Origin of the sequence: Clostridium aciditolerans (genome assembly GCF_016316925.1) — a bacterium.
GTDB lineage: Bacteria > Bacillota > Clostridia > Clostridiales > Clostridiaceae > Clostridium_AM > Clostridium_AM aciditolerans.
The window spans coordinates 48,659-74,968 of record NZ_JAEEGB010000015.1 but is presented as its reverse complement, the minus strand read 5'-3'; the positions used below and the strand labels follow the sequence as shown (position 1 = coordinate 74,968).

31 protein-coding genes are annotated in these 26,310 nt (G+C 31.2%); 26 read left to right on the top strand and 5 right to left on the bottom strand.

All coding sequences use genetic code 11. The features are described 5' to 3' along the window. The first annotated feature begins 20 nt into the window (after positions 1-20). The 4 genes from I6U51_RS13750 to I6U51_RS13735 are packed head-to-tail and all read left to right on the top strand — an operon-like array spanning position 21 to position 3,762. Positions 21-689: a TetR/AcrR family transcriptional regulator gene (locus I6U51_RS13750; protein WP_211143191.1), complete on the top strand. Its 669-nt coding sequence runs from the start codon at positions 21-23 to the stop codon at positions 687-689. A 23-nt stretch (positions 690-712) separates the two neighbouring features. Next, the gene (locus tag I6U51_RS13745) at positions 713-1,825 is read left to right on the top strand and encodes an HlyD family secretion protein (RefSeq protein WP_343069660.1); all 1,113 of its coding nucleotides are present in this window, start codon (positions 713-715) and stop codon (positions 1,823-1,825) included. A 12-nt stretch (positions 1,826-1,837) separates the two neighbouring features. Beyond that, positions 1,838-2,629: an ABC transporter ATP-binding protein gene (locus I6U51_RS13740; protein ID WP_211143190.1), complete on the top strand. Its 792-nt coding sequence runs from the start codon at positions 1,838-1,840 to the stop codon at positions 2,627-2,629. Further along, positions 2,629-3,762 carry an ABC transporter permease gene (locus I6U51_RS13735; RefSeq protein ID WP_211143189.1) on the top strand — a complete coding sequence of 378 codons (1,134 nt, stop codon included), beginning with the start codon at positions 2,629-2,631 and terminating at the stop codon, positions 3,760-3,762. The genes I6U51_RS13740 and I6U51_RS13735 overlap by 1 nt, the downstream gene beginning before the upstream one ends. 146 nt (positions 3,763-3,908) lie before the next feature. Here I6U51_RS13735 and greA read toward each other — a convergent pair whose 3' ends face one another. After that, a complete protein-coding gene (gene greA / locus I6U51_RS13730; protein ID WP_211143188.1) occupies positions 3,909-4,373 on the bottom strand; it encodes a transcription elongation factor GreA in 465 nt (154 codons plus the stop codon). Positions 4,374-4,857: 484 nt separating this feature from the next. Here greA and I6U51_RS13725 point away from each other — a divergent pair, with 484 nt between their 5' ends. Next, on the top strand, positions 4,858-5,970 hold the full coding sequence (locus tag I6U51_RS13725; protein ID WP_211143187.1) for a DUF362 domain-containing protein: 1,113 nt from the start codon (positions 4,858-4,860) through the stop codon (positions 5,968-5,970). A 260-nt stretch (positions 5,971-6,230) separates the two neighbouring features. On the opposite strand, the gene I6U51_RS13720 is transcribed toward I6U51_RS13725, so the two are convergent. Continuing rightward, positions 6,231-6,824 (bottom strand): flavin reductase family protein, encoded by a 594-nt coding sequence (locus I6U51_RS13720; RefSeq protein ID WP_211143186.1) that lies wholly within the window; start codon positions 6,822-6,824, stop codon positions 6,231-6,233. A gap of 204 nt (positions 6,825-7,028) precedes the next feature. On the opposite strand from I6U51_RS13720, the gene I6U51_RS13715 reads away from it, so the two are divergent. Next, positions 7,029-7,637, top strand: coding sequence for a DUF4912 domain-containing protein (locus I6U51_RS13715; RefSeq protein ID WP_211143185.1), 609 nt, complete (start codon positions 7,029-7,031; stop codon positions 7,635-7,637). 14 nt (positions 7,638-7,651) lie between these two features. Next, positions 7,652-9,241, top strand: a complete 1,590-nt coding sequence (locus I6U51_RS13710; RefSeq protein WP_211143184.1) for a glycoside hydrolase family 57 protein — start codon at positions 7,652-7,654, stop codon at positions 9,239-9,241. 88 nt (positions 9,242-9,329) lie between these two features. On the opposite strand, the gene I6U51_RS13705 is transcribed toward I6U51_RS13710, so the two are convergent. Beyond that, a complete protein-coding gene (locus I6U51_RS13705) occupies positions 9,330-9,767 on the bottom strand; it encodes an ImmA/IrrE family metallo-endopeptidase (RefSeq protein ID WP_211143183.1) in 438 nt (145 codons plus the stop codon). A 44-nt stretch (positions 9,768-9,811) separates the two neighbouring features. Then, positions 9,812-10,252 (bottom strand): helix-turn-helix domain-containing protein, encoded by a 441-nt coding sequence (locus I6U51_RS13700; protein ID WP_211143182.1) that lies wholly within the window; start codon positions 10,250-10,252, stop codon positions 9,812-9,814. A 484-nt stretch (positions 10,253-10,736) separates the two neighbouring features. On the opposite strand from I6U51_RS13700, the gene I6U51_RS13695 reads away from it, so the two are divergent. After that, the gene (locus I6U51_RS13695; protein WP_211143181.1) at positions 10,737-11,198 is read left to right on the top strand and encodes a siderophore-interacting protein; all 462 of its coding nucleotides are present in this window, start codon (positions 10,737-10,739) and stop codon (positions 11,196-11,198) included. Positions 11,199-11,551: 353 nt separating this feature from the next. Here the strand turns inward: I6U51_RS13695 and I6U51_RS13690 are convergent, their stop codons facing one another. Beyond that, complete coding sequence (locus I6U51_RS13690; RefSeq protein ID WP_211143180.1) at positions 11,552-12,076, bottom strand: hypothetical protein; 525 nt, start codon at positions 12,074-12,076, stop codon at positions 11,552-11,554. Positions 12,077-12,117: 41 nt separating this feature from the next. Between I6U51_RS13690 and I6U51_RS13685 the strand changes: the two genes are divergently transcribed. From I6U51_RS13685 to I6U51_RS13600, 18 genes are all read left to right on the top strand, one after another. Beyond that, entirely contained in the window at positions 12,118-13,296 is a 1,179-nt protein-coding gene (locus I6U51_RS13685) for a DUF6765 family protein (RefSeq protein WP_211143179.1), read from the top strand. 298 nt (positions 13,297-13,594) lie between these two features. Beyond that, positions 13,595-13,738, top strand: a complete 144-nt coding sequence (locus I6U51_RS13680; protein WP_211143178.1) for a hypothetical protein — start codon at positions 13,595-13,597, stop codon at positions 13,736-13,738. 13 nt (positions 13,739-13,751) lie between these two features. Continuing rightward, on the top strand, positions 13,752-14,030 hold the full coding sequence (locus I6U51_RS13675) for a phage head-tail connector protein (protein WP_211143177.1): 279 nt from the start codon (positions 13,752-13,754) through the stop codon (positions 14,028-14,030). A gap of 1 nt (position 14,031) precedes the next feature. Beyond that, entirely contained in the window at positions 14,032-14,349 is a 318-nt protein-coding gene (locus I6U51_RS13670) for a hypothetical protein (RefSeq protein WP_211143176.1), read from the top strand. 71 nt (positions 14,350-14,420) lie between these two features. Continuing rightward, positions 14,421-14,870 (top strand): phage tail terminator family protein, encoded by a 450-nt coding sequence (locus I6U51_RS13665; protein ID WP_211143175.1) that lies wholly within the window; start codon positions 14,421-14,423, stop codon positions 14,868-14,870. Next, on the top strand, positions 14,870-15,937 hold the full coding sequence (locus tag I6U51_RS13660) for a phage tail sheath subtilisin-like domain-containing protein (protein ID WP_211143174.1): 1,068 nt from the start codon (positions 14,870-14,872) through the stop codon (positions 15,935-15,937). Before I6U51_RS13665 ends, I6U51_RS13660 begins: the two co-directional genes overlap by 1 nt. A gap of 357 nt (positions 15,938-16,294) precedes the next feature. Next, complete coding sequence (locus I6U51_RS13655) at positions 16,295-16,717, top strand: phage tail tube protein (RefSeq protein ID WP_211143173.1); 423 nt, start codon at positions 16,295-16,297, stop codon at positions 16,715-16,717. Positions 16,718-17,104: 387 nt separating this feature from the next. Next, positions 17,105-17,509 (top strand): phage tail assembly chaperone, encoded by a 405-nt coding sequence (locus I6U51_RS13650; RefSeq protein ID WP_211143172.1) that lies wholly within the window; start codon positions 17,105-17,107, stop codon positions 17,507-17,509. A 20-nt stretch (positions 17,510-17,529) separates the two neighbouring features. After that, positions 17,530-17,706 (top strand): hypothetical protein, encoded by a 177-nt coding sequence (locus I6U51_RS13645; RefSeq protein WP_211143338.1) that lies wholly within the window; start codon positions 17,530-17,532, stop codon positions 17,704-17,706. A gap of 66 nt (positions 17,707-17,772) precedes the next feature. Beyond that, positions 17,773-19,335 (top strand): hypothetical protein, encoded by a 1,563-nt coding sequence (locus I6U51_RS13640; protein ID WP_211143171.1) that lies wholly within the window; start codon positions 17,773-17,775, stop codon positions 19,333-19,335. Between the two features lie 12 nt (positions 19,336-19,347). Next, positions 19,348-19,767 (top strand): phage baseplate protein, encoded by a 420-nt coding sequence (locus tag I6U51_RS13635; RefSeq protein ID WP_211143170.1) that lies wholly within the window; start codon positions 19,348-19,350, stop codon positions 19,765-19,767. Then, the gene (locus tag I6U51_RS13630) at positions 19,757-20,776 is read left to right on the top strand and encodes an XkdQ/YqbQ family protein (RefSeq protein ID WP_211143169.1); all 1,020 of its coding nucleotides are present in this window, start codon (positions 19,757-19,759) and stop codon (positions 20,774-20,776) included. Before I6U51_RS13635 ends, I6U51_RS13630 begins: the two co-directional genes overlap by 11 nt. A 1-nt stretch (position 20,777) precedes the next feature. Then, positions 20,778-21,143: a DUF2577 domain-containing protein gene (locus tag I6U51_RS13625; RefSeq protein WP_211143168.1), complete on the top strand. Its 366-nt coding sequence runs from the start codon at positions 20,778-20,780 to the stop codon at positions 21,141-21,143. Beyond that, complete coding sequence (locus I6U51_RS13620; protein ID WP_211143167.1) at positions 21,140-21,574, top strand: DUF2634 domain-containing protein; 435 nt, start codon at positions 21,140-21,142, stop codon at positions 21,572-21,574. The genes I6U51_RS13625 and I6U51_RS13620 overlap by 4 nt, the downstream gene beginning before the upstream one ends. Continuing rightward, the gene (locus I6U51_RS13615; protein WP_211143166.1) at positions 21,567-22,634 is read left to right on the top strand and encodes a baseplate J/gp47 family protein; all 1,068 of its coding nucleotides are present in this window, start codon (positions 21,567-21,569) and stop codon (positions 22,632-22,634) included. Before I6U51_RS13620 ends, I6U51_RS13615 begins: the two co-directional genes overlap by 8 nt. Next, a complete protein-coding gene (locus I6U51_RS13610) occupies positions 22,627-23,169 on the top strand; it encodes a putative phage tail protein (RefSeq protein ID WP_211143165.1) in 543 nt (180 codons plus the stop codon). Before I6U51_RS13615 ends, I6U51_RS13610 begins: the two co-directional genes overlap by 8 nt. Further along, positions 23,162-25,516 (top strand): Kelch repeat-containing protein, encoded by a 2,355-nt coding sequence (locus I6U51_RS24805; RefSeq protein WP_246517334.1) that lies wholly within the window; start codon positions 23,162-23,164, stop codon positions 25,514-25,516. The genes I6U51_RS13610 and I6U51_RS24805 overlap by 8 nt, the downstream gene beginning before the upstream one ends. A 13-nt stretch (positions 25,517-25,529) precedes the next feature. Beyond that, complete coding sequence (locus I6U51_RS13600) at positions 25,530-26,297, top strand: hypothetical protein (protein WP_211143164.1); 768 nt, start codon at positions 25,530-25,532, stop codon at positions 26,295-26,297. Positions 26,298-26,310: the final 13 nt, after the last annotated feature.

Sequence of the window (26,310 nt, the reverse complement as noted above, 5' to 3'; positions counted from 1 at the left end):
ATATAAATTGGAGGATAAAAATGGATTTAGAAAATAAAGAGCTGCTTGAAAAGCTTTTATCAAATGAAGGCTTTTCGGAAGAAGAAATGACGAAAAGACAATGGCAAATATTAGAGGCTGCTGTAAAAGTATTCTCAGCTAAGGGCTTTGATGGAAGCAGAACAAGTGAAATTGCAAAGGAAGCTGATGTAGCTGAAGGCACAATATTTAGATATTATAAAACTAAAAAAGATTTGCTTATGGGGTTATTAATACCGCTGATTACAAAGTTTTTCAGACCTATGATTTTAGATTCTGCAGAGAGAATTATAAAAAACGAGGAAGATAAGCCTGTAGAAGAGGTACTTAATGATCTATTAATTGATAGGTTCCATTTAATTGATAAAAATTTGCCATTAATTAAAACAATATTTATGGAGGCAGCCTATCAACCAGAATTATTAGAAACTCTGCAAAAAGATTTAGCCCCTAAAATCATTCCATTTATTAATTTTTTTATTGAATCTAATATAAAAAATAATAATTTTAGAGACTTAGAGCCTAAATTAGTTACAAGAACATTGATGAGTTTGCTTTTAGGTTATGTTATATTTTCTAATACTTTTCCGGAATTTTTTCAAGGTGAAAACCACGAAGATGAACTAAGAAAGATCGTTGATATATTTTTAAACGGAGTTAGTAATATATAGTTTTAATAAAGGAGTGAAATATAGTGGATAAAAAGAAAAATGTAAAAGTATTAGTGCTTATTACTCTAATAATTGCAGTTTCTAGTGGTTTTATTTTTAAATCCATTAAGGATAAGCAAAAAGACGAATTTGTATATTACGGTACCGTGGAAGCAGATAAGATAAATCTATCTACAGAGATTGGTGGAAAGGTAAAGGAGATTAAACTTCAAGAAGGAAGCAAGGTAAAGGCCGGTGAATTAATTGCAACTATAGATTCTGATGAAAATTCATTAAAACTTCAAGATTCGGAGATAGCAATAAAAAGTGCTGAAAATGAATTAGGTAAAACACAAGATGGTACTAGAGCTGAAGAGATAAAAGCTCAAGAGGCTTTAGTGAGACAAGCACAATCACTAGTAAAGCAAGGAGAAGCAGCAGTAAAAATTGCAGAAAATAATTTAAACTCTGCGCAAACAAATTTTGATTATAAGAAAAAGATATATGATGACGCAGCGGCATTATACCAAAGTGGAGCGGATTCAAAATACAAAATGGATGCTGCTAAAAATGAACTTGATAATGCTACAAACGTACTTAATAATGCTAAAGACTCATTGGAAAGTTCGAGAGCACAGGTCAGCAACTATAGTGCACAACTGGATTCATCCAATGAAAAATTGCAGTTGTTAGTAAATGGTGCTACAGAAAGAGATAAAAATTCTGCACAGTATGGAGTAGAAAAAGCAAAGAACAGTTATGAGCTCAATAAAGTTATGCTAGATAAAAGTAATATAGTGACATCTACTGATGGTATTATAGAAACTATTAATTTTAAGAAAGGTGAATATATAGCACCAGGTAGTGCAGTTGCTACATTGTTAGATGATAAAAATCTATGGGTAAAAATTTATGTGCCTGAAAGTGTACTTACACATATTAAACTAGAAAAGGAAGTAACACTTACGAGTGATTTTTTAAAGGATAAAACCATAAAAGGAAAGATAATATATATATCACCAGAAGCAGAATTTACCCCAATGAATATAGTTACTAAAAATGACAGAACTAAGCTTGTATATGAAGTAAAAATCAAGATTTTAGATAATATTGATAGTGTAAAAACTGGCATGCTTCTTGATGTAAATTTGAAATAATGGAGGCTTATTATGGAATATGCCATCTCTATAAAAAACCTTACAAAAAAGTTTGGAAACTTTACAGCTGTAGATGATTTATCATTTGATATCCCTAAAGGTAAAATATTTGGTTTTCTAGGGCCTAATGGTTCGGGAAAGTCTACAACTATAAGAATGATTTGTGGGGTACTAAAACCAACTTCAGGAGAAGGAAAGGTTTTAGGATATGACCTTATAAAAGAATCAGAGGAAATAAAACAAAATATAGGATATATGTCTCAGAAGTTTAGTTTATATGAGGATTTAACAGTAGAAGAAAACCTAGAGTTTTACGGAAACATATATATGATACCTAAGGACAAACTAGAAGAACGGAAAAAAGAATTAATTGAAATGGCCAATTTAAGAGGAAAAGAAAAAAGCTTAGCTGGTACATTGTCCGGTGGATGGAAGCAAAGACTAGCATTAGGATGTTCTCTTATTCATAAACCTAGTCTTCTAATACTAGATGAGCCAACAGCAGGAGTGGATCCGGTATCAAGAAGAGAATTCTGGAGCACAATAACTAATCTCGTTAAAGGTGGAATAACGGTATTAGTAACAACTCACTACATGGATGAGGCCTCAATTTGCGATATTATAGGCTTTATTTATAATAGCAAGCTTATTACGATTAGCACTACAGATAGTTTATATAAGGAACATGGTATAAACAATTTAGAAGATATATTTATAAGCTATGTTAAAGAGCTTTCAAATAAGGATGTTGTATCATCTTTTAATGATTTAAAATTAGAGAGGCAGAAAAGAGGCGATAAATAATGCAGTGGAAGAGGCTAATGACTATAACTAGAAAAGAATTTATTCATATAAAAAGAGATAAAGCTAGCCTTATAATAGCATTGATGATGCCAATAATGATGCTTTTATTGTTTGGATTTGCAGTTAATACTGATGTAAATAACGTAGATTTGATAGTTTATGATGGAAGCAGAACTTCAGAGAGCCGTGAGTTAACAAGTAAGTTTACGAATTCCTCTTACTTTAGACTTTACGGGGAAGTAAATTCACCAAAAGAGGTTGAGGAATATATAGCGATGGGAAAGGTCAAAGTTGGACTTGTTATACCACCTGATTATACTAAGGAGTTGAGAAGAAATAGCCCAACTGAAGTACAGGTATTGGTGGACGGATCAGATCCTACTATAGCCAGAACAGCCATGTCATATTCACTGCTCATTGGAAATAATTATTCTTTAAAGATGAAGAAAATTGAAACCCAAAGATCAGCATTAGGTAAGCAAGAAAACACAGGTATAAGCTTGAAGCCATTTGTGCTATATAATCCCACTCTTGAGAGCAGTAAGTTTAATGTGCCAGGGGTTATTGGGCTGATTCTTCAAAATATAACAGTAATACTAACATCTTTTGCTATGGTTAGAGAGAGAGAGAAGGGTACTATAGAACAGCTTATTATGACTCCAGTTACATCTTTTGAACTCATAGTTGGTAAGCTTATACCATATACACTGATAGGATTTTTCGATATGATTGTAGCTTTGCTTTTGGGAAATATAATATTTGGAGTAACAATAAAAGGAAGTGTTGCATTGCTAATTTTACTTGGAACATTATTTTTAATATGTTCCTTGGCTATGGGGATGCTAATTTCTACAGTAGCTAAAACTCAACTGCAAGCTATGCAGGCATCAATTGCTCTTCTGCTACCGAGCGTATTGCTTTCTGGATTTATGTTTCCAAGAGAGTCTATGCCTAAAATTGTTTATTATATAAGTAATGTTTTACCTATGACTTATTTTTTACAGATTTTAAGAGGAATAATAGTAAAGGGAGTTGGAATAACCTATCTGATAAGTCCAATTATTTCTTTATTGATCCTAATCTTTATAATTGTTGGTATAACTATGAAGAAATTTAGTAAAACACTTGATTAAACAAATAGGGCTGTTGTAAAATGCATAAAAGACATGTATAAAGTCAAAAATCATGCATAAATAAGGAAACCAATTTCCTTATATGCATGTTTTTTTATTCATCAAAATTTATAAATATGTGTTTTCAACAGACCCTTATGTACTTTCTATAGTATTTTTATAACCTCTACGTCATACTCGCCATCTGGTGATGTTACAGTTTTCTTTTGGCCAACTTTTAATTTATATAATACTTCGCCAAGTGGTGACTCAATGCTTATTTTCATATTTTTAGCATCTGCTTCAACAGTACTAACCAATGTAACTTCCTCAGTTTCATCAATATCATAGAATTTTACTAAGGCTGTTTTGTTAATACCAAATACATCTGTTTCATCAGAACTTTCAATGATTTGTGCATTTTTAATTATTTCTTCTAATTCCATTATTCTTGTTTCAGTCATTGATTGATCATCTTTAGCAGCACTATAATCTGCGTTTTCACTAAGATCACCCTGTGCACGAGCAGCTTTTAACGCTGCCTTTATTTCTACTCTTTTGACAGTCTTTAAGTATTCTAATTCTTCCTCTAGTTTTTTCTTTCCAGCTTCTGTCAACATTAAATTACGCATGAAAAAATCACCCACTATCTAAAATTTTATTAATATAGCAAAATTGCTCACAACTATGCTTTACTTCTTTACACTATTATAATATCACCAATATGATATTACAACAAGATAACAATCATTTAGATATTTCCCATAAGTAAATAATTTTAAACTTTGTACCGGTAATTTTTTAGGGGACAATTGACAGAGGACAGTTGACAGTGAAGGTGGGTTTTCCTCCTTATGTCAGAAAACTAATTTATTTTTAAGACTCGTTTCACTAATGTGAAAAATCCTCCTTTTGAGGTGCTCTAAATGCATTTAAGTATATATCTACATAAATCTGACCTACTATCACTAAAATCTTCACTTGAAATCTCTATGCTAGTATCATAAAAGTTACTATATTTCAATAAAGTATCTTACTTTAAAAGTGTATTAAAAGTTGATATACTATATCTGATTAATATATTTATTTTGTATATTTTTAAGGGGGGGCAATTAAATGGAAAAGTCTAAAGTATATTTTACAGACTTAAAAACAAAACCAGGTTTAAACTTGCTAGATAAACTAGAGAAGTTAGTAAAGAAGGCGGGCATTGAAAATATTGATTTTAAAAATAAATTTGTAGCTATAAAAATTCACTTTGGAGAACCAGGAAATTTAGCATATATTAGGCCTAATTATGCCGCAAAATTAGTAAAAGTAATTAAGGAATTAGAGGGAATACCATTTCTTACTGATGCTAATACATTATATACAGGAAGAAGATCAAATGCTATAGACCATTTAGAGGCTGCTTTTGAGAATGGCTTTAATCCATTGTCAGTAGGCTGTAATGTTATAATTGCGGATGGTTTAAAGGGAACAGATTATAGAGAAATAGAAATCAACTGTAAGCATTGTAAAACTGCTAAAATAGGTACTGCTATTGCAGATTCAGATATAATTATATCTATGAATCATTTTAAAGGCCATGAAATGACTGGCTTTGGTGGTGCAATAAAAAACTTAGGAATGGGATCCGGCTCAAGAGGTGGAAAATTAGAAATGCATTCCGCATCTCAACCAAAGATAAAAAAGGAGAATTGTGTTGCATGTGGACAATGTATAAAAAGCTGCTCACAATCTGCTATAGTAATTGATAAAGACAAAAAGGCAGATATAGATTATAGCAAGTGTATAGGTTGTGGTCAATGTGTTGCGATATGCCAATTTAATGCTGCACAAGTTATATGGAATGAATCAGCTGACACTGCAAATGAAAAAATTGCAGAATACACTTATGCAGTTATTAAAGATAAGCCTAACTTCCATATTAGTTTCATAATGAATGTTTCACCTAATTGCGATTGTTGGAATTCAAATGATATAGCTATTGTACCAGATATAGGTATAGCTGCTTCCTTTGATCCCGTTGCGCTAGATAGAGCTTGTGTGGATTTGGTAAATAAAGCTCCAATAATAAATGGGTCAGTTCTTGAACATGAACACTACCATGAAGGTGAAGATAAATTTACTCATATACATGTAAATACCAACTGGGAGGCTGGTTTAAAGCACGCTGAACAAATAGGAATAGGTACTCAAGATTATGAATTAGTTGTTCTAAAATAGAGTTCAAAGGCCGAAAGTTAACTTTCGGCCTTGTTTATCTGCATAGTTTTGCTCATTTATACCATAGTAAATTTGTATGATAGCTTTTACATATAAGATTGTTGTATTTTAATGTATCTCTATTTGGAGACATCTTATGTTTTGTAAATATAAATATGATTTCAATAATTAGTATAAAAATTAAAATAAATAATAACTTTTTGAAGTTTGACATTAAAATCACCCCTATCATATTCTATGTGATAGGGACATGCAAAATATTATTTTTTTGATTTATTTTTAGTTTTTTTCTTTTTTTGAACAGAGTATCCAAACTTGCCTAGAGGTTTATTGAAAACAGGAAAATATTCACCGTGAGAGTAACATATTAAATTAGCTTTTTCTAAATGTATTTTACCACTTTCATCTATTAAAGTCTCTTCTACATGAATTGATACTACTTCTGCTAAAAAAAGATCATGACTTCCCAGAGGAGTTATACTTTTAAGCTTACACTCCATGGTAACGGGGCATTGCTTAATACCAGGTACAGAAATTTGTTCACTATCCTCCAATACTAAATTACACTCTTTTATCTTATCAATAGTTTTTCCGGATCGCACACCACAAAAGTCTACGGCACGGACAAGATCTTTAGAAGGTAGATTAACTACAAATTCCTCTGTTTCTTTTATGTATTTATATGATAATCTTTCAGGGCGTATAGCCACTGTTATCATTGGCGGTCTTGTGCATGCAGTTCCAATCCAACCAACAGTAAATACATTTACATTTCCTTCTTTGCTTTTAGATGTTATAAGTACTGCTGGAACTGGATTTAGTATAGCACTTCCTTTAAATGATATTTTAGACATGTAATTTCTCCTTTCTTTATTAGTTTTTATAAGTCAATTTATCTTAGGCATAATCATCTATACACTTTAATATAAAATACAGTGATTTATATTATATCAAAGAACTATATTAAATGTTACAAGAAAATTTAAGAGTTTCTATAAGTGACGTAAATGGAATTTTAAGGTATAATGTCTTTACTATACATTCAGAGGAGTGATTTCATGCTGGGAAAGGAAAAATCAAATATAGTTTTAATGGTGCAAAGTGCAAAGAGAATATTTTGTTATTTTAACGTATCATATGTAACTATAAGAGAGTTTGAGAACAGATATGGGGAAAGCTCCTGGAAAAATTCAAAACCTGTTATTAAGGTTTACTTTGTAGAAAATGGCATAGCAAAGGAAACAAAAACAATTTTCATAGATGATTTTGCAAACAACTGGTATATAAATATGGATAGAGGGGATAAAGACATATTTATAAAGCTTGGAAGGGTATTACCAGATAATACTTTCTATGCATTTGCAGTATCAAATACAGTTACTACTCCAAGAAGTTACGAATCAGAAGATACTTCAGTATACTTTGTAGATCTTTCTCAAAATGTTAACATAAATTCTAAGTCAAGCCTTCCTACTTATGAAGAATATAAAAACAATATTAAGAAGCATAGAGAACCTAAACCCTATCCTTTTATGAACGCCAATAAAAAGTGGAATGGATACCCTAAAATAATAATAAATACAGATTATTGTAAAGAAGATTTTTTTAATAGATATTTTGATGAAGTAATAATTAAATATGATTTATGTTCGTCGCCAATTAAGTAATGTGGGGGTAAAATATGGTCACTGGTTATGTTTCAATGATACTTCACAGCCACATGCCTTTTATCAGGCATCCTGAAATTGAGGATTCTTTAGAAGAAAGATGGTTTTTTGAGGCCATGAGTGAATGCTATATACCATTAATAGAGGTTTATGATAATCTTATAAAGGATAACATAAATTTTAAAATTACTATGTCCATAACACCACCACTTATGGCTATGCTAGAGGACGATTATTTACAAAAGAGATATTTAGAATATTTAAAGAAATCTATAGAACTATCAGAAAAAGAGATTATTAGAACTAAGAATAATAAAGAACTAAATAAATTAGCATACTTTTATAATGAAAGATTTAATAAATTGATATCAATATATAAAAGTTATGATTACAATTTAATGAATGCATTTAAAAAATTTGATAAGTCTGGCAACTTGGAAATAATAACTTGTTCTGCTACTCACGGACTTTTACCTTTGCTTATGGTAAATCCAGAAACAGTCAGAGCACAACTTGCAACAGGGATACAATCATATATAGATTGTATAGGACATTCTCCTAAGGGGATATGGCTTCCTGAGTGTGCTTATACATATTCTTTGGATTCAATGTTAAAGGATTTTGGAATACAATACTTTATAACAGAAAGTACAGCAATACTTAATGCATCACCAAAGCCGAGATATGGAACTTTTGCTCCAATAGCTACTCCTAATGGTGTATGTGCTTTTGGAAGAGACATGGAATCTTCACATCAAGTTTGGAGCAATTTCACAGGGTATCCAGGGGACTATTATTATAGAGAGTTTTATAAAGACATAGGATATGAATTGCCTATGGAATACATAAAGCCTTACATAAACAAAGGTGGAATAAGGTTAGATACAGGGATAAAGTATTATAGAATAACAGAAAAGACAGATAAAAAGGAGTATTATAACAGAGAAGCCGCAATGGAGAAAGTTAGGGAGCATGGTTCACATTTTGCATCTTCTAGATTTAATCAAATTAATCATATTTCTCAAAATATGAAGCAGCCACCTATAATAACTTGCCCCTATGATACGGAATTATTTGGACATTGGTGGTTTGAGGGGCCGGATTTTATAGATGCCTTTATAAGAAAGTCTGCAGAAGAATGGACGAACTATGAGCTAATAACACCGTCGCAGTATTTAGAAAAATACCCAATGGTTCAATGCAGCAATCCATGTCCTTCAAGTTGGGGAGAAAATGGAGATTATTCAGTATGGATAAATAAATCTAATGATTGGATTTATAGAGATCTTCATAGCTGCGCAGAGGCTATGGTAAGGCTGGCTGATACCTATACAAATCCGAATGATCTTCAGAAAAGAGCATTAAATCAAGCTGCTAGAGAATTAATGCTTGCAGAAGCATCGGACTGGCCCTTTATAATAAAAAACAATACAACTGTTGAATATGCAGTAAAGAGAGTGAATACACATATTGAAAGATTTGATAAGTTATATGATGACATAACTAAGAATAAATTAGATTCTAAGTATATTTCACATATGGAAGAATTAGATAACATATTTAAAAATATAAATTACGAAATTTATAAAAAAGATATTTATTAGGACCCATGAATAATATATTTGTGGGTTTTATTTAAATATAATACATTTATGTTAAAATTTTCTGATAAAAGTCTAAAAAATACTCAAATCATTTTTCGAATTTGAGCTTTAATAACTCTATAGGTAAACCTTCACTTAGGGATATTTGTTCTAAGTTAAAATAGCTTGGATAATCCTCCTTGAGGTTATCTGATATTAATAACTCGGATGCAAATCTGTTAGCCTCATTTTCATATCTATTTATATTATAAAAGGTATGGTTTTTTAAAAAAGTACAATTTAATTTAGGGTGAAGAATTGCATGACCAAGCTCATGTGCACATACAACTCTTTGCATTAAATACGGGAGAGTAGAATTAATATAGATAAACTTAACTCTCTTTTCATATTGATATAATCCGTTAACTTCTTCATGCAAAGGCCAATGAATTACTTGAATTTTTAGTAATTCAGCTAATTCAAAGGGATTATCAGTTTTAAATTTTTTTGTTAATTGATCTACTTTTTCCTTTATATGGTTTCTCAATTTAACTCCCCCACGCAATACAAACATTAACCTATCAGTTGAGCTTAATCTTTTCTATATTTTTTAGGTATATACTTTTTATTAATTAATTTTGCTTGACGCATACCAAACTCAAGTGCGTCTACAATGCTTTGAACAGCATCAGGTGATACTGGTTCCCCTGAAAGCATAAGTCCATCTTGCCCTTCCATAAGTTCAGTTTTTATTTGATTAAGTCTTTTTTCTATGTCTTTTTCGTCTTTTTTATTTAATTGTGTCTCGTTTTTTTCGTTAACTAATTGATTCTCGCCTAGAAGATAAGATGTTGTAGTGTCAAGTGCTTTAGCGATATCATTTAATCTTTCCAAGGAAGGATTACTTCTTCCATTCTCAATATCACTTAGAAAAGAAATTGATATATTTGCTTTTTCAGATAAATCCTTTAGAGTTAAACTGTGTTCTTTTCTAAGAGCTTTTATTCTATCTCCTATACTATTAATAGACATACATATCACCTTTCTGAATTTGTTACTATCTTTAGTTCGATAATAACGTATTAATTATATTATACATCAATAAAAACGGAAGTAAATATGAAAAAATACGGTTTTTACGTAAATATGAGAAATTTAGAGTTTTTTAAAACAATACAACTTTATTTTAACCAAATAACATAATACAGATGTATGATTTATTACGATATTTACGTATAATAATTATAAACATTCTGCTAATTTATAATAATTTATTATATATATCAATAAAAATCTTTGCACTCAAAAGATACTTTAATCTTAGATATATAGGAGGTGGAAAATGAGTTTGAAAAAATTACTTAAGTTATCAACGATGATAGTGGACATTTTTTAAATTACAATTACGTAAATAACGTAAAAAGATTGAATAATGAAAAATTATTAATAATATAATAGTAAATTACTTAGAAAAAATTTATAAAAGAGAAAAACATATAAAAAAGGAGCTGATAAAATGGACAAACACAAGGAAAAGGACTTATATAAAAAAACTGATGGATTGCTTTTAAATTATAAGATAATTAAGGCAGAAATAAATAATTTAGAATTAGAAATAGAAGAGATTAAATCAGAATATGATGGTGTTAAAGCTATAGGGTATGAAGAACGAACAGGAAAAACTAATGCCTTTAGTAGCTCAGTAGAGAACGAAATATTAAAAAAAGAAAAGTTAATAAGGGATTTAATGAAAGAAAAGAGAAGCAAGGAAATATTGCTTAGCAAAGTAGACAATGCCTTAACTATATTAGAAGAAGAGGAAATAAAAATAATTAAGTTAAGGTATTTTGAAAAAATGGGATGGAATAAAATAGGCATATTAACAAACAGAGATGGAGACTACTGCGGCCGCATTAAAAGAAAGGCTGTAAATAAGATATCAGAACTAATTTGGGTAAGCAAAAAGTACACGGGATAAATCCCGGAACTGGTCGGATTTTTTCTGTAACAAGTACAGTAAACACATGCTAATATTATATCATCAAATTAATTCGAAACGAGCACTTGGAGATACTTCAAGTGCTTGTTGCTTTATGGAAGGAGGTGAGGATATGAAAGTAAAAAAAGACTTAGATCCTAAACCCAATAGAAAAGATTTAACAAACAACAAAAAATTAAATGATTAGATGATTGCAGAATTGACAATTAAAAAATGTGGATAACTTTTGGAACTTTGCTTAAAAATCCGAAAAAGGACAGCACAACAAAAAGCCTTTTGATAAAAAGGCATGCGTAACATAGCGACTTGATATGCAACTGTGGATATGTTAATTATACTGCTATTTTAAGAAATTTATTTATGCTTCTAATATATTCAGGCTTATTTATGGCGTAAGCCAGTATTACATTTATGAGTTTAGAAATAGCAGTTAAGTATAATTCAGAACGCATAGTAGTGGTATTTACTGTTCTTGGTTGTTCAATGCATGGATTGCACTTAAAAGAAGCTATAGATCTTTCAATACATGCACGAATAGGGTATGTTTCATCCCATTCTGAAGAATTCCTTTGAACACCAGGATAAAGTCTAAAATCTTTATCAGGATAAACATATGTCATACGACCACTTTTTTTATCTGTACAGGGATTTTCACATGTGTGATAGCATTTACCTTTTTTATCTAAGGATTTATAAAAATCTTCATCGAAGAATTTTATATTCAAAGGAATACCCCAACCATTTGTTAAAAGACCAAACTTGTAGAAGTAACCAAAATGTCCATTAACAAAGTCTAACTTAATACTAGGGTTAGACTGTGCAAATTTAGGCGAATCAACGCTTGCGGAATTCCGCAAGCGACTATATTGAATTTAAAATTTAAAGGAGGAACTTAATTATGAATATTGATCTTCATTATTATGGAACATTTCTTGCAGCAAGAATAGCAGGATTTGAAAAGGAGGAAGCTATTGTGATAGCTCACTCAGCACAGTATGTAGATGAATCTAATATTAGTATGGTGGATTCAAAATTAAAGGAATTACTAGGGAGAGCACCACAGCCAACAGTTATGGCTAACGATGAATATACTAAATATTATCTTAATCCAATAGAAGATTGGAGTGATAGTCAGCTACATGAAATACAAAGTGCATGGATGAATTTTCACTTTTTACCTGGAAATCTTGAAAATGAAATACCTTATCAAGGAGTAACTTCATATGATGGATGGTTTAGTGACTGGAAATTAGATGCTGAGCAATTAAAACAATTTAAATTGATATGTAATACAAATAGTACTACAGTCCAAGCTATAATAAATGATACAAGCTATAATAAATCAGAACCAAATTTGCATATGATAGGTTTAAGAATGCATGTTTTGGCAGATACATGGTCTCATAAGTATCATATAGGAACACCAGCATGGTACATTAATGATGCTGGTAATAGTGTAAAGGAGTTTTTTAACGGAGAATGGCTTGATCTTAATTTTAATGTCCTTAAATCTTCAACTCTTCCACATATCCTTGACGATAATCCAGAAACAAGGGACTATTTTGCCTTACCTCCAATGGCTACCTATGAGGGAATTGTTTATTTAGGGCATGGACGTATGGGACATTTACCAGATTATCCATACTTACATTATAAATATTCTCCTCAATGGGTAAGTAACAACAAAGGAAGCAATAGTGAAATAGAAAAGGACAATCCTAAAGAATACATGTTAGGATTTACTCAAATGGTATATGCTTTAAAATGCATCAGAAATAATACTCCATTTGAGGTAAATAAATATGCTGAATTAGAAGCAAATGTTAAAGAAAAGATTCAAAATGTTATTAATCTTAGAAAAGTAGATCAATCAGATGATTGGAATAATTTGATTGGTGAATTATATGGAGAAAAAATTGTACCTTTTAATAAAGATGAATGGCATGGAAAATTCAGTGCATCTCCTACTGCAGAAGATAAGAAAAAGACAGATTATTATTTATTTAATGAAGCAGCATTAAATCATAGAGATTGTATTGAAAAATTTTTAAATAGCAAAGGTTTCTCTTTAAAATAAAAGATCATAGATTTAAAAGCTGATTGATATACAGATAATCATATTTTTCGCTCATTAATACCCCCGGGGATTTTGTGAAGGATTTTAAATCAAAGTTAGATGAGTTAAAGAAAAAAAGGAAGTTTATAAGGGATATGGCCAGATTCGTGTAAAAAACTATAGTAGGGTTGATTTATTTAGAGATATAATAAATCAATTAAATTATAGACTACATAAATTATATGTAGTCTACGTATAAAATAAATAAAATCAATCAATGTATGGGAGTGTACACTAAATATTAAAAGGAGGTGAGATCATGGAAGTTAAAAAAGCTTTAGTTGATAAACAAGATAAAAAGCTAAATAATTCAAAGGAGGAAAATTTACATGATATTGAAAAGCTAATGAAGCATAGGAGCTATAAAAGGCGTAGAGGTGCATTAAAGCAAATAAGTGGTTAGAAGGTGGTAAGGTATGCTTGAAAATATAAAACTAGTCTTAGGCATAGTAGATAACTCTAAAGATGAGCTAATAAAATATTATATAAGCAGAATAAGCCAAAGAGTTCAAAGTTATTGTGGAGACACCCAATTGAAGCTTGAATATGAAGGAATTGTTGAAGAGCTAGTTATCAAAACTATGCAGGGGAAAAATGATATAAGGTATGAGAGAATAGGCGACTACTATGTCCAGTATAATGTGCATGAAGATATGCTTACACCTTATTTATCTCAACTAAAAAGGAGTGTATAAGGTGTTTACAGATCTTTTAAATCAGAGTCTTACTATTATTAGAACAGAAAGTACAGCTGCATTAAATAACATAGTAGAACAACAAGAAACAACCTATGGTCCTTACCCATGCAGAATGGGGCGTCCCATAAGTAAATTTGTACAATCTATGCCTCAAACTAAAATTACACAAAATTTAAGACTATACACTATAATAAGTGCAAATGTAAAAGCAGGTGACATAGCTTTAATAGATGGAGATAATTATATTGTAAAAAATATTTATAAACCTGCTAATCATCATATTGAGTGCGATTTAATACTATATCAGGAAGTATAGTAAATGAAGATGAAATTTATTAGAGATAAGGAACCTGACTTACTCAAATATTAAAAAATAGGTGAATAATTATGGAAGAATTAATTAGGGCAATAGCAGTAGATATAGCAAAAGAATTTGAACATTATATTTATTTACAAGACATAGGAGAAGGATTTAAAAGACCTTCTTTTTTTATTTATCATGTATCGACAAAGCAAGTAGACATAAATAGAAGAAAATACAACAATAACATCTTAATAAAAATAGTATATTTTGCTCCATTAAGCAAATACCAGTTACCTATTAGATTAGATCAATTAGCTACTTTAGAAAAGTTAAAAAAAATATTTTCTAATATGGGAATTAGAGTAGGAGATAACTGGGTACGCATTAGCGATATGGCTGTAAATTATACAGAAGATAAAGATATAGTCTTACAACTTACTTTAGATAAAGAAGAATTTAGAGAAGATAAATTCAGTAATGAAAATAACTTTGAAACTATGAAAAATATTTATATAAGGGAGAGTGGAATTTAATGAAATTACCAAGTATTAATATCATATTTAAAGAAGCAGGCACAACTGCTATTGAGCGTGGAGAACGTGGCGTTGTTGCTCTAATATTAAAGGACACAATAGGTGCAGGTGTTACTAATCCTGTAACTATATATAGTTCAAAAGACATTCCAAATAGTCTAAGCGATATAAATAAAGAGCAAATTAATTTAGCGCTTATGGGTTATCAAAAGGCTCCTAAAAAAGTTATAGCGTATATAAATACCGCAGCTGATTATAAGGAGGCTCAGAAATATTTTGAAACTGTTAAGTGGGATTATATTGCAGTTCCAGATATTTTAGATGCAGATGTTACTGCTTTTGCAAGCTGGGTTAAAGACCTTAGAAACAATAGAGATATAAAGGTTAAGGCTGTCTTACCTAATTGTGCTGCTGATCATGAAGGAATAATTAATTTTGCTACTCAAAATATAAAAACTCAAGATAAAACTTATTCAACTAAAGAATATTGTAGCAGAATAGCGGGATTACTAGCTGGCACTCCATTGACTATAAGTGCTACTTATGCACCTCTACTTGAAGTATTGGATTGTGACCATTTAACAAAGGATGATTCTGATGCTGCAGTAGATTCCGGAAAATTTATACTTATAAATGATGGAACTAAGGTTAAGGTTGGCAGAGCGGTAAATTCTCTTGTAACTACAGCTAACGATAAAGGGGAAGATTTTAAAAAGATAAAAATAATTGATATCATGGATCAGATTCATGATGATATAAAGAAAGTTGTTGATGATAACTATATAGGAAAGGTAAGCAATTCCTATGATAATAAGTGCCTGCTAACAACTTCTATTGGAGGCTATTTTGAAGAATTAGAAATGGAAGGTCTTCTAGATAGAGATAAAAATAAGGTAACTATTGATTTAGAAGGACAAAAAGCTTACTTGAAGAGTATAGGCGTTGATGTTGACAGAATGAAAGAAATAGACATTAAGCAGGCGAATACTAAAGATAAAGTATTCTTAGCAGCAAATATTAAAATTTTAGACGCAATCGAAGACATGAGTTTTAATGTTTCTATATAAAATTAAGTAGTTTATAGGGGGACTAGGCCGAAAGTCAACTTATACCCCGGGCTATGTTTTTAAAGCTTCAGTCCGTTAAAAACTTTTAGTCAGTCTAAAGCTTGTGTTTTAGACGACCTAAAAACTTAGATAAACTCGCTATGCTCAAACAGTATCTAAGATTCTAAGGTTGTCTTAAAACCCTTCGCTAAGACTGACACAAAGTTTTTAAATCTACCTTCAGCTTTGAAAACATATCCCTTTATATAAGTTAACTTTCTAGTTAGTTTCCCTATAGAGTTATTAAATAGTAAAAGCTAATTTGAGAGCTAATAATTAAAAAATGTTAAAAATTTTTATACTTAGGAGGTATATTTTATGTATAATGCAGAAAAAACTATTATTGGAACTTGGGGAGAATTGTGGATTAACTCTGAATTGATTTCAGAATGCACTGGCCTACAGGCTAAAGCTACATTTCAGAAGGTGGACATACCTATGTGTGGAAGATTAAGTAAGGCATTTAAAGTTTCAGGATGGGAAGGAAAAGGAACGGTTACTTTAAATAAAGTAAACAGTAGAATGGCTAAATTAATTGGCGATAACTTAAGACAAGGAAAGCAAGTTGTATGCACCATAATTTCTAAATTAGCAGATCCTACATCTGATGGAGTTGAAAGAGTGTGCTTAAAAGGTGTTAAATTTGATGATTTAACTTTAGCAGACTGGTCAGCAAATAAAGCTTTAGTTGAGAGTTTACCTTTTACTTTTGAAGACTTTGAATATATAGATATGATATAGAAAGTATAGGGGAGAAGTCTGAAAGTTGACTTATACGCCGGGCTATGTTCCAAGCTTCAGTACGTTAAAAACTTTTAGTCAGTCTAATGCTCGAATTTTAAGCAGAGAGTCAAAATCTTAAGCAGGCATCCAAAATCTATGATTTTGAGATGATCGCTTACACAGAGAGTACTCCTCAGACGTAAGGAAGAGGAGTTTCATATAAGACTGACATAAAGTTTTTAAAATGTACCTTCAGCTTTGGAAACATATCCCTCTGTATAAGCCAACTTTCTAGCTAATTTTACTTATATAAAAAATATATAAGTAAAATATGCAAATTAGAAAGTTAGTTTCCAGATATATTAAAACTAAGAAATTTCATGATTGTATAGGGAGGAAATTTTTATGAATAAGACAATAGATTTATTATTAAAAAATGATGTAAGTAAGTTAAAGAGACCAACTAAGGATGTAGAGATAACTAGATTATCTGAGCTATATGGAGAGCCTTTTGTGGTTACATGCCAAGCATTAACTCCTAGTGAGTTTAATGAGCTACAGGAAAGTATTTCAATTAATGTAGAAGGAAATATTGAACTAGATAACAATATACAAGTGCTAACAATCCTAAAGGGAACAAAAGACCCTGATTTTAAGAGCAAAGAGCTTATGGATCACTTTAGCGTACCTACACCAAAGGATTTAGTTCAAAAGATATTTTTAAGCGGAGAAATATCAAGCATATATACAACTATAACTGATCTTTCAGGCTTTGGTAAGGATTCAGTAAAAGAAATAAAAAACTCATAAACACAGATGGTCTTGTACAGATGATGTATTATTATTGGAAAGAAAAAGGTATAAGACCCTCTGTGTTTTATAGTATGCCTATAGGCGAAAGATTGATAGTACAAGCTTTTTATGAAAATGAGATAGAAGAAAAAAATAAAAGCAGACAGGAAATGAAAAATTCTGAGACACCTATTTTCCCTGTGATAGTATTATAACTGTTTCCGGGATGCTAGTATTGGTATTCTTTTGCAGTGTATAAATAAAAGGAAGGCGGTGAGGAGATGGCTGGAAAAAGTAATAGTTTTCCTAAAGAATCTGATAAGATTTTCAAAGGAAATTCAAATTTTGAGAAGCAAATTGGTAAAGTGCGAGAAACGATAGAGAGAATAAGCAGATTCAATATTAAAATTAATATAAATATTAATAACAATCAAGCTTTGAAAAGTATATTAGAAACTAATAAGGCCTTAAAATCTATAGAAGGTAAATCAGCTGGTGTAGATATTAAAGCTAAAGACCAGACAAAGGGCGTTATAAGTGGCATAAAAAAGAATATCTCAAGCTTAAAAGGTATAATTCTAGGCGATACTAGCAAAAAGATTTTTGATTTTACCATAGGTGAGGCTATGAGAAGAGAGGATAAATTTGCCTCTAACTCAGGGGGAACTAATAATACTGCAAGTACGCAAATAAAAAATATAAAGGAAAGTTTTGCAGGCTTAGGGACTAACCTTGTAGGAGTAAAGGATAATGGAGAGATTGAAAAAGGAGGAGTTTTTGATATATTTAAGCAGCAATTATCAAAAATATTGCCCCTACTAGATAAGTTTAAAAACAGTGATGCGTTCAAATTAATTAAAAAAGATCTGAATGCTTTTGTTGCGCTTCTTAGTAAAATACCTAGTGTAATAAATGGATTTAAGAAAAGTGATGTATTCAAATTAATTAAAAAAGATCTCGATGCTTTTGTTATGCTTCTTAGTAAAATACCTGGTTTAATAAATAAATTTAAGAAAAGTGATGCATTTAAATCAATTCAAAAAAGCCTCAATGATTTAATGCCAGTTTTTATGAAAATTCACAATGTAATGAATAAGTATATTATGTCATCTTTTAAATTTTTTAAAGATATAGGAAATAAATATGTAATGCCAGCAATAGTTTCTATATCCGGTATAGTTAAAAAGTATGGACCTTCAATAGTGGAAACATTTATCAAAATTGCAGATAAGATAGAACCTCAATTAAAAAAATTTTGGGGTATTATTGAAAAAAACATAATACCTATAATTCAGGATTTATGGGGGAAAGTACAAAAAATTCTGCCTGGGATAGGAGATTTATTTTCTAGTGCATTTGATATTTCAGTAATTGTGATGGGTAAAGCAGTTGACATATTTGGAAATGTGTCTGATGGAGTAAAATCTTTATATGATAAAATAAGTCCATTTCTAGATTGGATTGCAGAATTATTTAATAAAGTAGCTGGTGGAATTAGAGAGGCTGTAAATTGGTTAGAGAAATGGATTGATAGAAAAGGTAATGGAAAAAATCTACCAGGAGGAGGACCAGGGGGACTACTTAAGGATAGTGGACAGAATGCACTTGGAACAAGCTATTGGCGCGGGGGGTGGACATTAATTGGTGAACAAGGCCCAGAACTTATGAAGCTTCCAGGAGGAGCTCAGATATTAGACAACAGAACTTCTCAAAACATGCTAGGTGGTTCAGTAAGTGTAGAAAAATTAGCGGATACCTTAGTAGTTAGAGAAGATTCAGATATAGACAGAATAGCAGACGCTTTAGCTAAAAAGTTAACTAAAGTAGGATTTAATTGTGTATAGGAGGAATAGATTATGGAATTTTGGCTAATGCAGAATGAAGATAAATTTCAACTTCCCGTACCACCAGCAGAGTACAATTTGCCTAATGAAATAAATGTAGATGTTTTTAATGTAGAAAATCTAGGAGAAGTAAGCTTTATTGGTAAAAGTAAGCTTTCTAATATATCACTTAACAGCTTTTTCCCTAATCAAAAATATAATTTCTGCCAGTATTCAAATTTTCCAGAGCCTTATGAATGTGTAAAGCTAATAAAAAAGTGGCAGCAAAGTGGTAAGCCAATACGTTTAGTAATTACAGAAACAGATGTAAATATGTTATGTACCATAGAAAAATTCACTTATGGTGAAAAATTTGGAGACAGAGATGTATATTTTACATTAGATCTTAGAGAATATCGCAAATTAGAAGGGATGTATTTTAATGTATCTTAGTGTATGGGCTTTATATGATAGAAAAACCTTAGAAAACATAACTGATTTCTGTAAAACAGTACAAATTAGCGGAGATGTACAGCAGTGTGCTAGAAAATTAGATATAAATATGGCTTATTCAATAAGAGACAAAAACCAACCTAATGCACAGATAGGACCTGGTACTATTATATATGTATGTTTAGATTTTAAAGAAATATATCGTGGAGTAGTAGTTGATAGAGAAATAAACTCTGGAGCTCAAGAAATAACCTTTACAGCTTATGATTATCTAATGTATTTTTTAAGATCTAAAGTAACCTATAACTTTCAAAATATAGAAAGTGAATATGCAGTAGAAAAGATATGCAAAGACTTAGGGGTCATGTATAACTATATACCTACTACGGGAATCAAAATAAACAGACTTATTCAAAATAAGACAGCTTATGAAGCTATTATGGAAATATATACTCAGGTGAATAAGGTTAATAATATTAAATATATGCCTTATGCAGATTATGATATGTTTTCAGTTATGGAAAAAGGCAAAGTTATAACTAATCCAGAGTGGCATAGCTATACAGGTACTGTAGATGTTAATGCTGTATTGAGTCCAGATTTAAATATGGCAGGAACTGTATACAAAGATACAAGTTCTAATATGGTGAATAAGGTCAAAATTTACGATGAAAATGGTAATGCTATTGGTGTTACTGAATTAGAAGATATGATAAAGTTTTACGGAGTGTTTCAAGAAGAATATCAAAAGGAAGAGAATAAAGATCCAGTTACGGAAGCTAGAAAGTTGTTACATGGAATAGATCGAGAATTTTCTGTAACAGCGATAGGTGATTGGAGATGTAGAACAGGGTATGCTATGCAGGTCAAAATACCTTATATTGATATTTTAGCTGATACTATTATGTTCATTGATGGAGATACGCACACATGGGAGTTAGCTTCAGGAAAGTATACCATGGATTTAAAGCTTTCCTATTATAATACTATGGATGCAAAGGAGGAGTAAAATGGAAGACTGCTACGGTAAACTAATAAATATAATAAAAAAACATGGATCAGCGTACAACCCTCCAAGTATAGATTTAGGAGTGGTCCTAAATTTAGATCCTCTTATAATAAAAATAGGTGATCTGCAATTAACTAAAGACAATCTTTTAGTAGCTGATTACCTACTAAAAAACTACAAAAGAAAAATAACTATTCCATCTACATCCGCAACTGGAAGTACCACAACCGGCAGCATAACAACAATAGGTATCTCTGATGCGGATTTGAATTTTACTGATAGTCTTAAAAAAGAAGATATATTGGCCTGTTTGGCTACGGAAGATAGACAAACATATATAATTTTATGTAGGGTGGTGAAAGCATGAGCATTTTTCCACAGGTTGATGTAAATATTAATAATGAAATAAAAAAAAACGATGAGAAAATAGAAAGGATTCCAAAGGAATACGCCTGGGATTTTGAAAATAACGACTTTATCATGAAAGATGGAAAGCTGGTTGTGGTAGAAGGAAAGGATGCAATTAAAATTTGGATATGGAAGGCCCTTCATACTGTAAAACTAAAATATAGTGTATATTCAGAGAATTATGGACATGACTTAGAAACATTAATTGGAGAAGGAGGGTTTTCTGGAGGACTTCTGCAAAGTGAAGGTAAAAGGTTAGTATGGGAATGTCTAAAGTTAAATCCTTATATAGAAAGAATTGAAAAATTTGACATGAATTTTTCAAAGGATAAATTAGATATTAGCTTTATAGCTATTACAAGCTATGGGGAGGTGAAAATTAATGTATAGTGAAAATAATAGTACAAATGATATATTGAAAAGAATGAGAGATGGTATACCTTCTGATATAGATAAATCAGAAGGTTCTTTTATTTATGATTCACTTCTACCAGCAGCTAATGAGTTTCAAAAAGCTCATATTAAATTAGATAATGTAGCAAGAAAACTTAGTATAGAAGCTTTATCAGGAGATGAATTAGAGCAAAGAATATATGAAAAAACAGGAATAAAAAGAAAGGAAGCTACAAAAGCTCACACAACTTTAAACGTTATAGGTAATGCTACTATAAAAGCAGGTGATTTGTTTCAAACTGCTGGAGGTATACAATTTATATCTATAGAAACAAAAACAATTGTTACTAAGGGAACTATAAGCATAGAAGCAGTTGTTCCAGGAATAAGCTCCAATGTTCCTGCTAATCAAATAACAGTAATACCGGTAGTCATTCCTGGAATTATTAGTGTAAATAATCCAAGCACTACCGAAGGTGGTTATGATGCTGAAAGTGATGAAGAGTTGATTAAAAGATATTATGAAAGAATCAGAACACCAGCTACAAGTAACAATAAAGCACAATATAAGAATTGGGCGAAGGAAATTGAAGGAGTGGGAGATGCAAAGGTATATTCTCTTTGGAATGGAGATAACACTGTAAAAGTTGTAATAATAGACTCTAATAAGCAGCCAGCAAGTACAGAGTTAGTTCAGGCAGTACAAAATTATATAGACCCTGGCAGCAAAGGTTTAGGGGATGGAGCTGCGGCAATAGGTGCATTTTGTACTGTAGCTAGTGCAGTAGGCAAAGCCATAAATGTATGCTTTACTGCTGTAAAAGATAAAAATTATACTGATGAGCAAAGAAAGATAAATTTTGAAAATAATCTAATTGACTTTCTAAAGAACTTTGCTTTCGTTGAAAGCTCAATAAGCTATGCTAAAGTAGGAGCGTTAATACTAGATACAAAAGGCTTTTTAGATTATTCAAATTTAACTATCAATGGAGGAACTTCCAATATCCTAATAGATGATAATGAAGTTGCAGTAAAAGGGGTGGTAACAATTGAGTAATGAATACATGAAAAACTATATGCCATCATTTATTACTGAATCTAAAATATTTGGAAATATATATGATGCTGAAGTTAGGGAATTTGATACTTTAGAGAAAAAAATTGAAGACCTAAATAATCAGTTAAGTATTGATACTGCAACTTGGGCTTTATCTATATATGAAAATGAAATGAGTATTAAAACTGATTTAACTAAGTCTTTGGATGAAAGAAGAGCTGTAATTAAATCCAAGTGGAGAGGCACAGGAAAAATAGATGGGAAACTTATTAAGATGGTAGCAGATGCTTATACCAATGGTGAAGTTGATGTTGCCTTTGATGGAAAGATAAATATTAAATTTAACAGTATTATAGGAATTCCAAGCAATTTAAATGATTTGAAGAAAGCCTTAGAAGATATAAAACCAGTAAACTTAAGGCTTGAATATATATTTTCATATCTACTTATAAAAGATATTGATGGAGTTAAGACATTAAGGCAGCTCGAAGCTATTCCATTAAATAAATTCGCTGGAGGTGAAATAAATGGCTAGTAATACGCCTAATCTAAATTTATATAAAAAAGATCCAACTGTAGATGGAAATGATACTTTTAATATAAAGGCTATGTTAAATGACAATTGGGACAAGATAGATGCAGCGGTGACAACTAAGGTTGATAAAGTTGATTTTAGTTCGCATTTGGGAGACACTGTGTACCAAACAGCAGGAGGAACTGCTACTGCAATAACACTAACAATAAGTGGGACATTGGTAACAGGATATCCTATTACTTTTATAGCTTCTGCTAATAACAATGGTGGTGCTACAACTATAAATAATAAAAAATTATATAAACCGGGAACAACTACAGCACCAATCTTAATAGCAGGAAAGGCATATGCAGTTTGGTATAATACTACAGGAGATAATGGAAATGGTTGTTTTTTTATCAAAGCTAGTGCGGAGGGAAATACAATCGCATCTCACGTACTAGCAGGAGATACATTTAGTAATGATGTGGATACTGGGATACTAGGAACTATGGCTAATCATAGTGCTGAAACACAAGCTACAGGAATAAAAGCGCTTACAAACCTTGTAACTAATGGTAGTTTTGAAAATAGTGCTTTTGGATGGATTGCAGGTGGAGGAGCATCTTCACAGGTTTCAACAACTTTATCCTATCACTATCAAGGTACAACTGGTGCATTCACTAATGCTAATGGTTCAGGTGATGGCTACTATTATCAGACCCCGACACTTATAGAATCTCACAAATATTATTTATGTGGGTGGATGTATCTAACTAGTTATGCTAGTGGGGATAAAACTTGTCTTGAGTCTAGCGTAAGTGGTGTAAGTTTTGATTCAACTAAGCTAAATCAATGGCAATTTCTATCGACAACTGGGACTGCATTATCTTCACCGAGGCATGAGATAAGAGCGGGTCATGTATATTCTAATTTCGCACAATGGCAAGGAGCCTTGGACTGTATTACACTAATAGACCTAACATCCTCATTTGGTGCTGGTAATGAACCTACACAGTCACAAATGGATGCAATAATGAATACATTGGGTGGTTGGTTTGATGGAACTTGTGTTTTAGCCAAAATACCTAATGGTGCTTATCTAAACAATGGTATTACAGGAAGTCCAGAAATATTAACTGCTAGTGCTGACCTAAAACCTTCTAATATATCATCTGGTAAAAATGTGCTTGGTGTTATAGGAACTATGGAACTAGATAGTATAGGTCAGACACGAATAGTAGGTTCTAGCCATACAACTACTAATGCCCCTGTAGATTTGGCAAGTATAAGATTAGAATTTTATAATAGAGTATATCCTAATAATTTAGGAGCAATACAAGTATTAAAAGATGGTGTAACTAATGTGTTTAGTGGGGCTATTATTAATACTAATAATACTGCAAATGCAACCGATGAAGATTCTATTTATATTACAATAAATGAGAATATGTATCCAAATAGAGATTATAAAGTAGTTCTTCCACAAAGCTGTATAAAAGATAAACTAGGCAATGGTTTTAATGCTTTGGAGTATTTATTTCATACTAATCCTAATCCTAGTTCATGGGTAAATAACCCATCAGGACTAAATACTGCTAGAACTACTTCAGCAGGATGTGGTACTCAAGATGCAGGTTTATCTTTTGGTGGGAATCCTAATAATAATTATAGTAATGTTACAGAAAAATTCAATGGAAATACTTGGAATAGTGCAGGGAATTTAAATACTGCTAGGGATACTTTAGCAGGATGTGGTACTCAAGATGCAGGTTTATCTTTTGGTGGGTATAATGGTAGTTATCTAAATATTACAGAAAAATTTAATGGTAGTACTTGGAGTACAACTGGGATCTTAAATACTGTAAGGCGTTCGCTAGCAGGGTGTGGTACACAAAATGCAGGTTTATCTTTTGGAGGATATTATAATGGTAGTTCAAATATCACAGAAAAGTTTAATGGTGCTTCATGGAGTACAACTGGAATTTTAAGTACTGGAAGGTCAGAACTAGCAGGTTGTGGTACACAAGATGCGGGATTATCTTTTGGTGGCGCAATTACTGGAAGTACTTTAAGTAATACAGAAAAATTTAATGGTGCTTTATGGAGTAATACTGGGAGTTTAAATACTGCTAGAAATGGTTTAGCAGGGTGTGGTACACAAAATGCAGGTTTATCTTTTGGTGGTACTATTGCTTCAACTTCAGCTATCACAGAAAAATTTAATGGTGTTTCATGGAGTAATACTGGAAATTTAAATACTGCTAGATATCGTCTGGCAGGATGTGGGACTCAAAGTAATGGTCTTTCATTTGGAGGTTACGTTAATAACTCTACATTGACTAACACAGAAAAATTCTTTGGATAAATAGGAGGCTAATATGAACAGTTTAATAAATATAAAAGACCTAACAGATCTGTATATCACTGATGTTAAGAAAGCAAATATACTACCTATTGAATTAGTATGTAAGGTAGAAAGCATGTTGCCAGAACTTAAGCACAGTATGACAACACAAACAATATGGAGAACAGAAACAGAAATAAGATGTTCAGTTTTAAATGATAAGGATTGTCCAGATAAGGCATCAAAATATCATCAAGCAAAACTTGAACAAACAGTATTCTTTGAACAGTTACTTCAATTATCTTTTGAGTATAGAAAAAAACAACAAGAATTAAATATAAAAGAAGCTGAAATTGAAGAAATAGAAGATAAGTTAACTGGTAATCTAAAATTATATGAAGTTAAAAAATTAGAAGCTGAATTAAATATAAAGGAAATAGAAAAGCAGGAACTTATTTATGGACTTAAAAATATGCAAATTCAAGGGAAAGAAAGAGTTAGAGAACTTGAAACATGGTCTAAAATAAAGGCTGAATTGGATGATGGCAGTTTTGATAAGGATAATAAAGATTCTAATCAATTAGTATCTATGACAAGAAGATATATACAAGAAGCATTTAATGTTACTCACATGGGTAACCAATCTGATACAGCAGGTTACAACAATATAATTGCTCAATTCTATTCTTTATGTAAAGAGTGCATAGCAAGAAAAAAAATGGATGAAGCATTAAGTTATTTTGGAGATTCCCAAATAGCGGAGTGGGTAGTACAAGTATTTAATTTAAGAGATGATAAATAATGGTTTATATTAA

Excerpts from the sequence above, each read along its gene's own strand:
- I6U51_RS13750 (WP_211143191.1), top strand. The coding sequence starts at position 21 with ATGGATTTAGAAAATAAAGAGCTGCTTGAAAAGCTTTTATCAAATGAA.
- I6U51_RS13740 (WP_211143190.1), top strand. The coding sequence starts at position 1,838 with ATGGAATATGCCATCTCTATAAAAAACCTTACAAAAAAGTTTGGAAAC.
- I6U51_RS13735 (WP_211143189.1), top strand. The coding sequence starts at position 2,629 with ATGCAGTGGAAGAGGCTAATGACTATAACTAGAAAAGAATTTATTCAT.
- greA (WP_211143188.1), bottom strand. The coding sequence starts at position 4,373 with ATGCGTAATTTAATGTTGACAGAAGCTGGAAAGAAAAAACTAGAGGAA.
- I6U51_RS13725 (WP_211143187.1), top strand. The coding sequence starts at position 4,858 with ATGGAAAAGTCTAAAGTATATTTTACAGACTTAAAAACAAAACCAGGT.
- I6U51_RS13720 (WP_211143186.1), bottom strand. The coding sequence starts at position 6,824 with ATGTCTAAAATATCATTTAAAGGAAGTGCTATACTAAATCCAGTTCCA.
- I6U51_RS13715 (WP_211143185.1), top strand. The coding sequence starts at position 7,029 with ATGCTGGGAAAGGAAAAATCAAATATAGTTTTAATGGTGCAAAGTGCA.
- I6U51_RS13710 (WP_211143184.1), top strand. The coding sequence starts at position 7,652 with ATGGTCACTGGTTATGTTTCAATGATACTTCACAGCCACATGCCTTTT.
- I6U51_RS13700 (WP_211143182.1), bottom strand. The coding sequence starts at position 10,252 with ATGTCTATTAATAGTATAGGAGATAGAATAAAAGCTCTTAGAAAAGAA.
- I6U51_RS13695 (WP_211143181.1), top strand. The coding sequence starts at position 10,737 with ATGGACAAACACAAGGAAAAGGACTTATATAAAAAAACTGATGGATTG.
- I6U51_RS13685 (WP_211143179.1), top strand. The coding sequence starts at position 12,118 with ATGAATATTGATCTTCATTATTATGGAACATTTCTTGCAGCAAGAATA.
- I6U51_RS13680 (WP_211143178.1), top strand. The coding sequence starts at position 13,595 with ATGGAAGTTAAAAAAGCTTTAGTTGATAAACAAGATAAAAAGCTAAAT.
- I6U51_RS13675 (WP_211143177.1), top strand. The coding sequence starts at position 13,752 with ATGCTTGAAAATATAAAACTAGTCTTAGGCATAGTAGATAACTCTAAA.
- I6U51_RS13665 (WP_211143175.1), top strand. The coding sequence starts at position 14,421 with ATGGAAGAATTAATTAGGGCAATAGCAGTAGATATAGCAAAAGAATTT.
- I6U51_RS13660 (WP_211143174.1), top strand. The coding sequence starts at position 14,870 with ATGAAATTACCAAGTATTAATATCATATTTAAAGAAGCAGGCACAACT.
- I6U51_RS13655 (WP_211143173.1), top strand. The coding sequence starts at position 16,295 with ATGTATAATGCAGAAAAAACTATTATTGGAACTTGGGGAGAATTGTGG.
- I6U51_RS13650 (WP_211143172.1), top strand. The coding sequence starts at position 17,105 with ATGAATAAGACAATAGATTTATTATTAAAAAATGATGTAAGTAAGTTA.
- I6U51_RS13645 (WP_211143338.1), top strand. The coding sequence starts at position 17,530 with ATGATGTATTATTATTGGAAAGAAAAAGGTATAAGACCCTCTGTGTTT.
- I6U51_RS13640 (WP_211143171.1), top strand. The coding sequence starts at position 17,773 with ATGGCTGGAAAAAGTAATAGTTTTCCTAAAGAATCTGATAAGATTTTC.
- I6U51_RS13635 (WP_211143170.1), top strand. The coding sequence starts at position 19,348 with ATGGAATTTTGGCTAATGCAGAATGAAGATAAATTTCAACTTCCCGTA.
- I6U51_RS13630 (WP_211143169.1), top strand. The coding sequence starts at position 19,757 with ATGTATCTTAGTGTATGGGCTTTATATGATAGAAAAACCTTAGAAAAC.
- I6U51_RS13625 (WP_211143168.1), top strand. The coding sequence starts at position 20,778 with ATGGAAGACTGCTACGGTAAACTAATAAATATAATAAAAAAACATGGA.
- I6U51_RS13620 (WP_211143167.1), top strand. The coding sequence starts at position 21,140 with ATGAGCATTTTTCCACAGGTTGATGTAAATATTAATAATGAAATAAAA.
- I6U51_RS13615 (WP_211143166.1), top strand. The coding sequence starts at position 21,567 with ATGTATAGTGAAAATAATAGTACAAATGATATATTGAAAAGAATGAGA.
- I6U51_RS24805 (WP_246517334.1), top strand. The coding sequence starts at position 23,162 with ATGGCTAGTAATACGCCTAATCTAAATTTATATAAAAAAGATCCAACT.
- I6U51_RS13600 (WP_211143164.1), top strand. The coding sequence starts at position 25,530 with ATGAACAGTTTAATAAATATAAAAGACCTAACAGATCTGTATATCACT.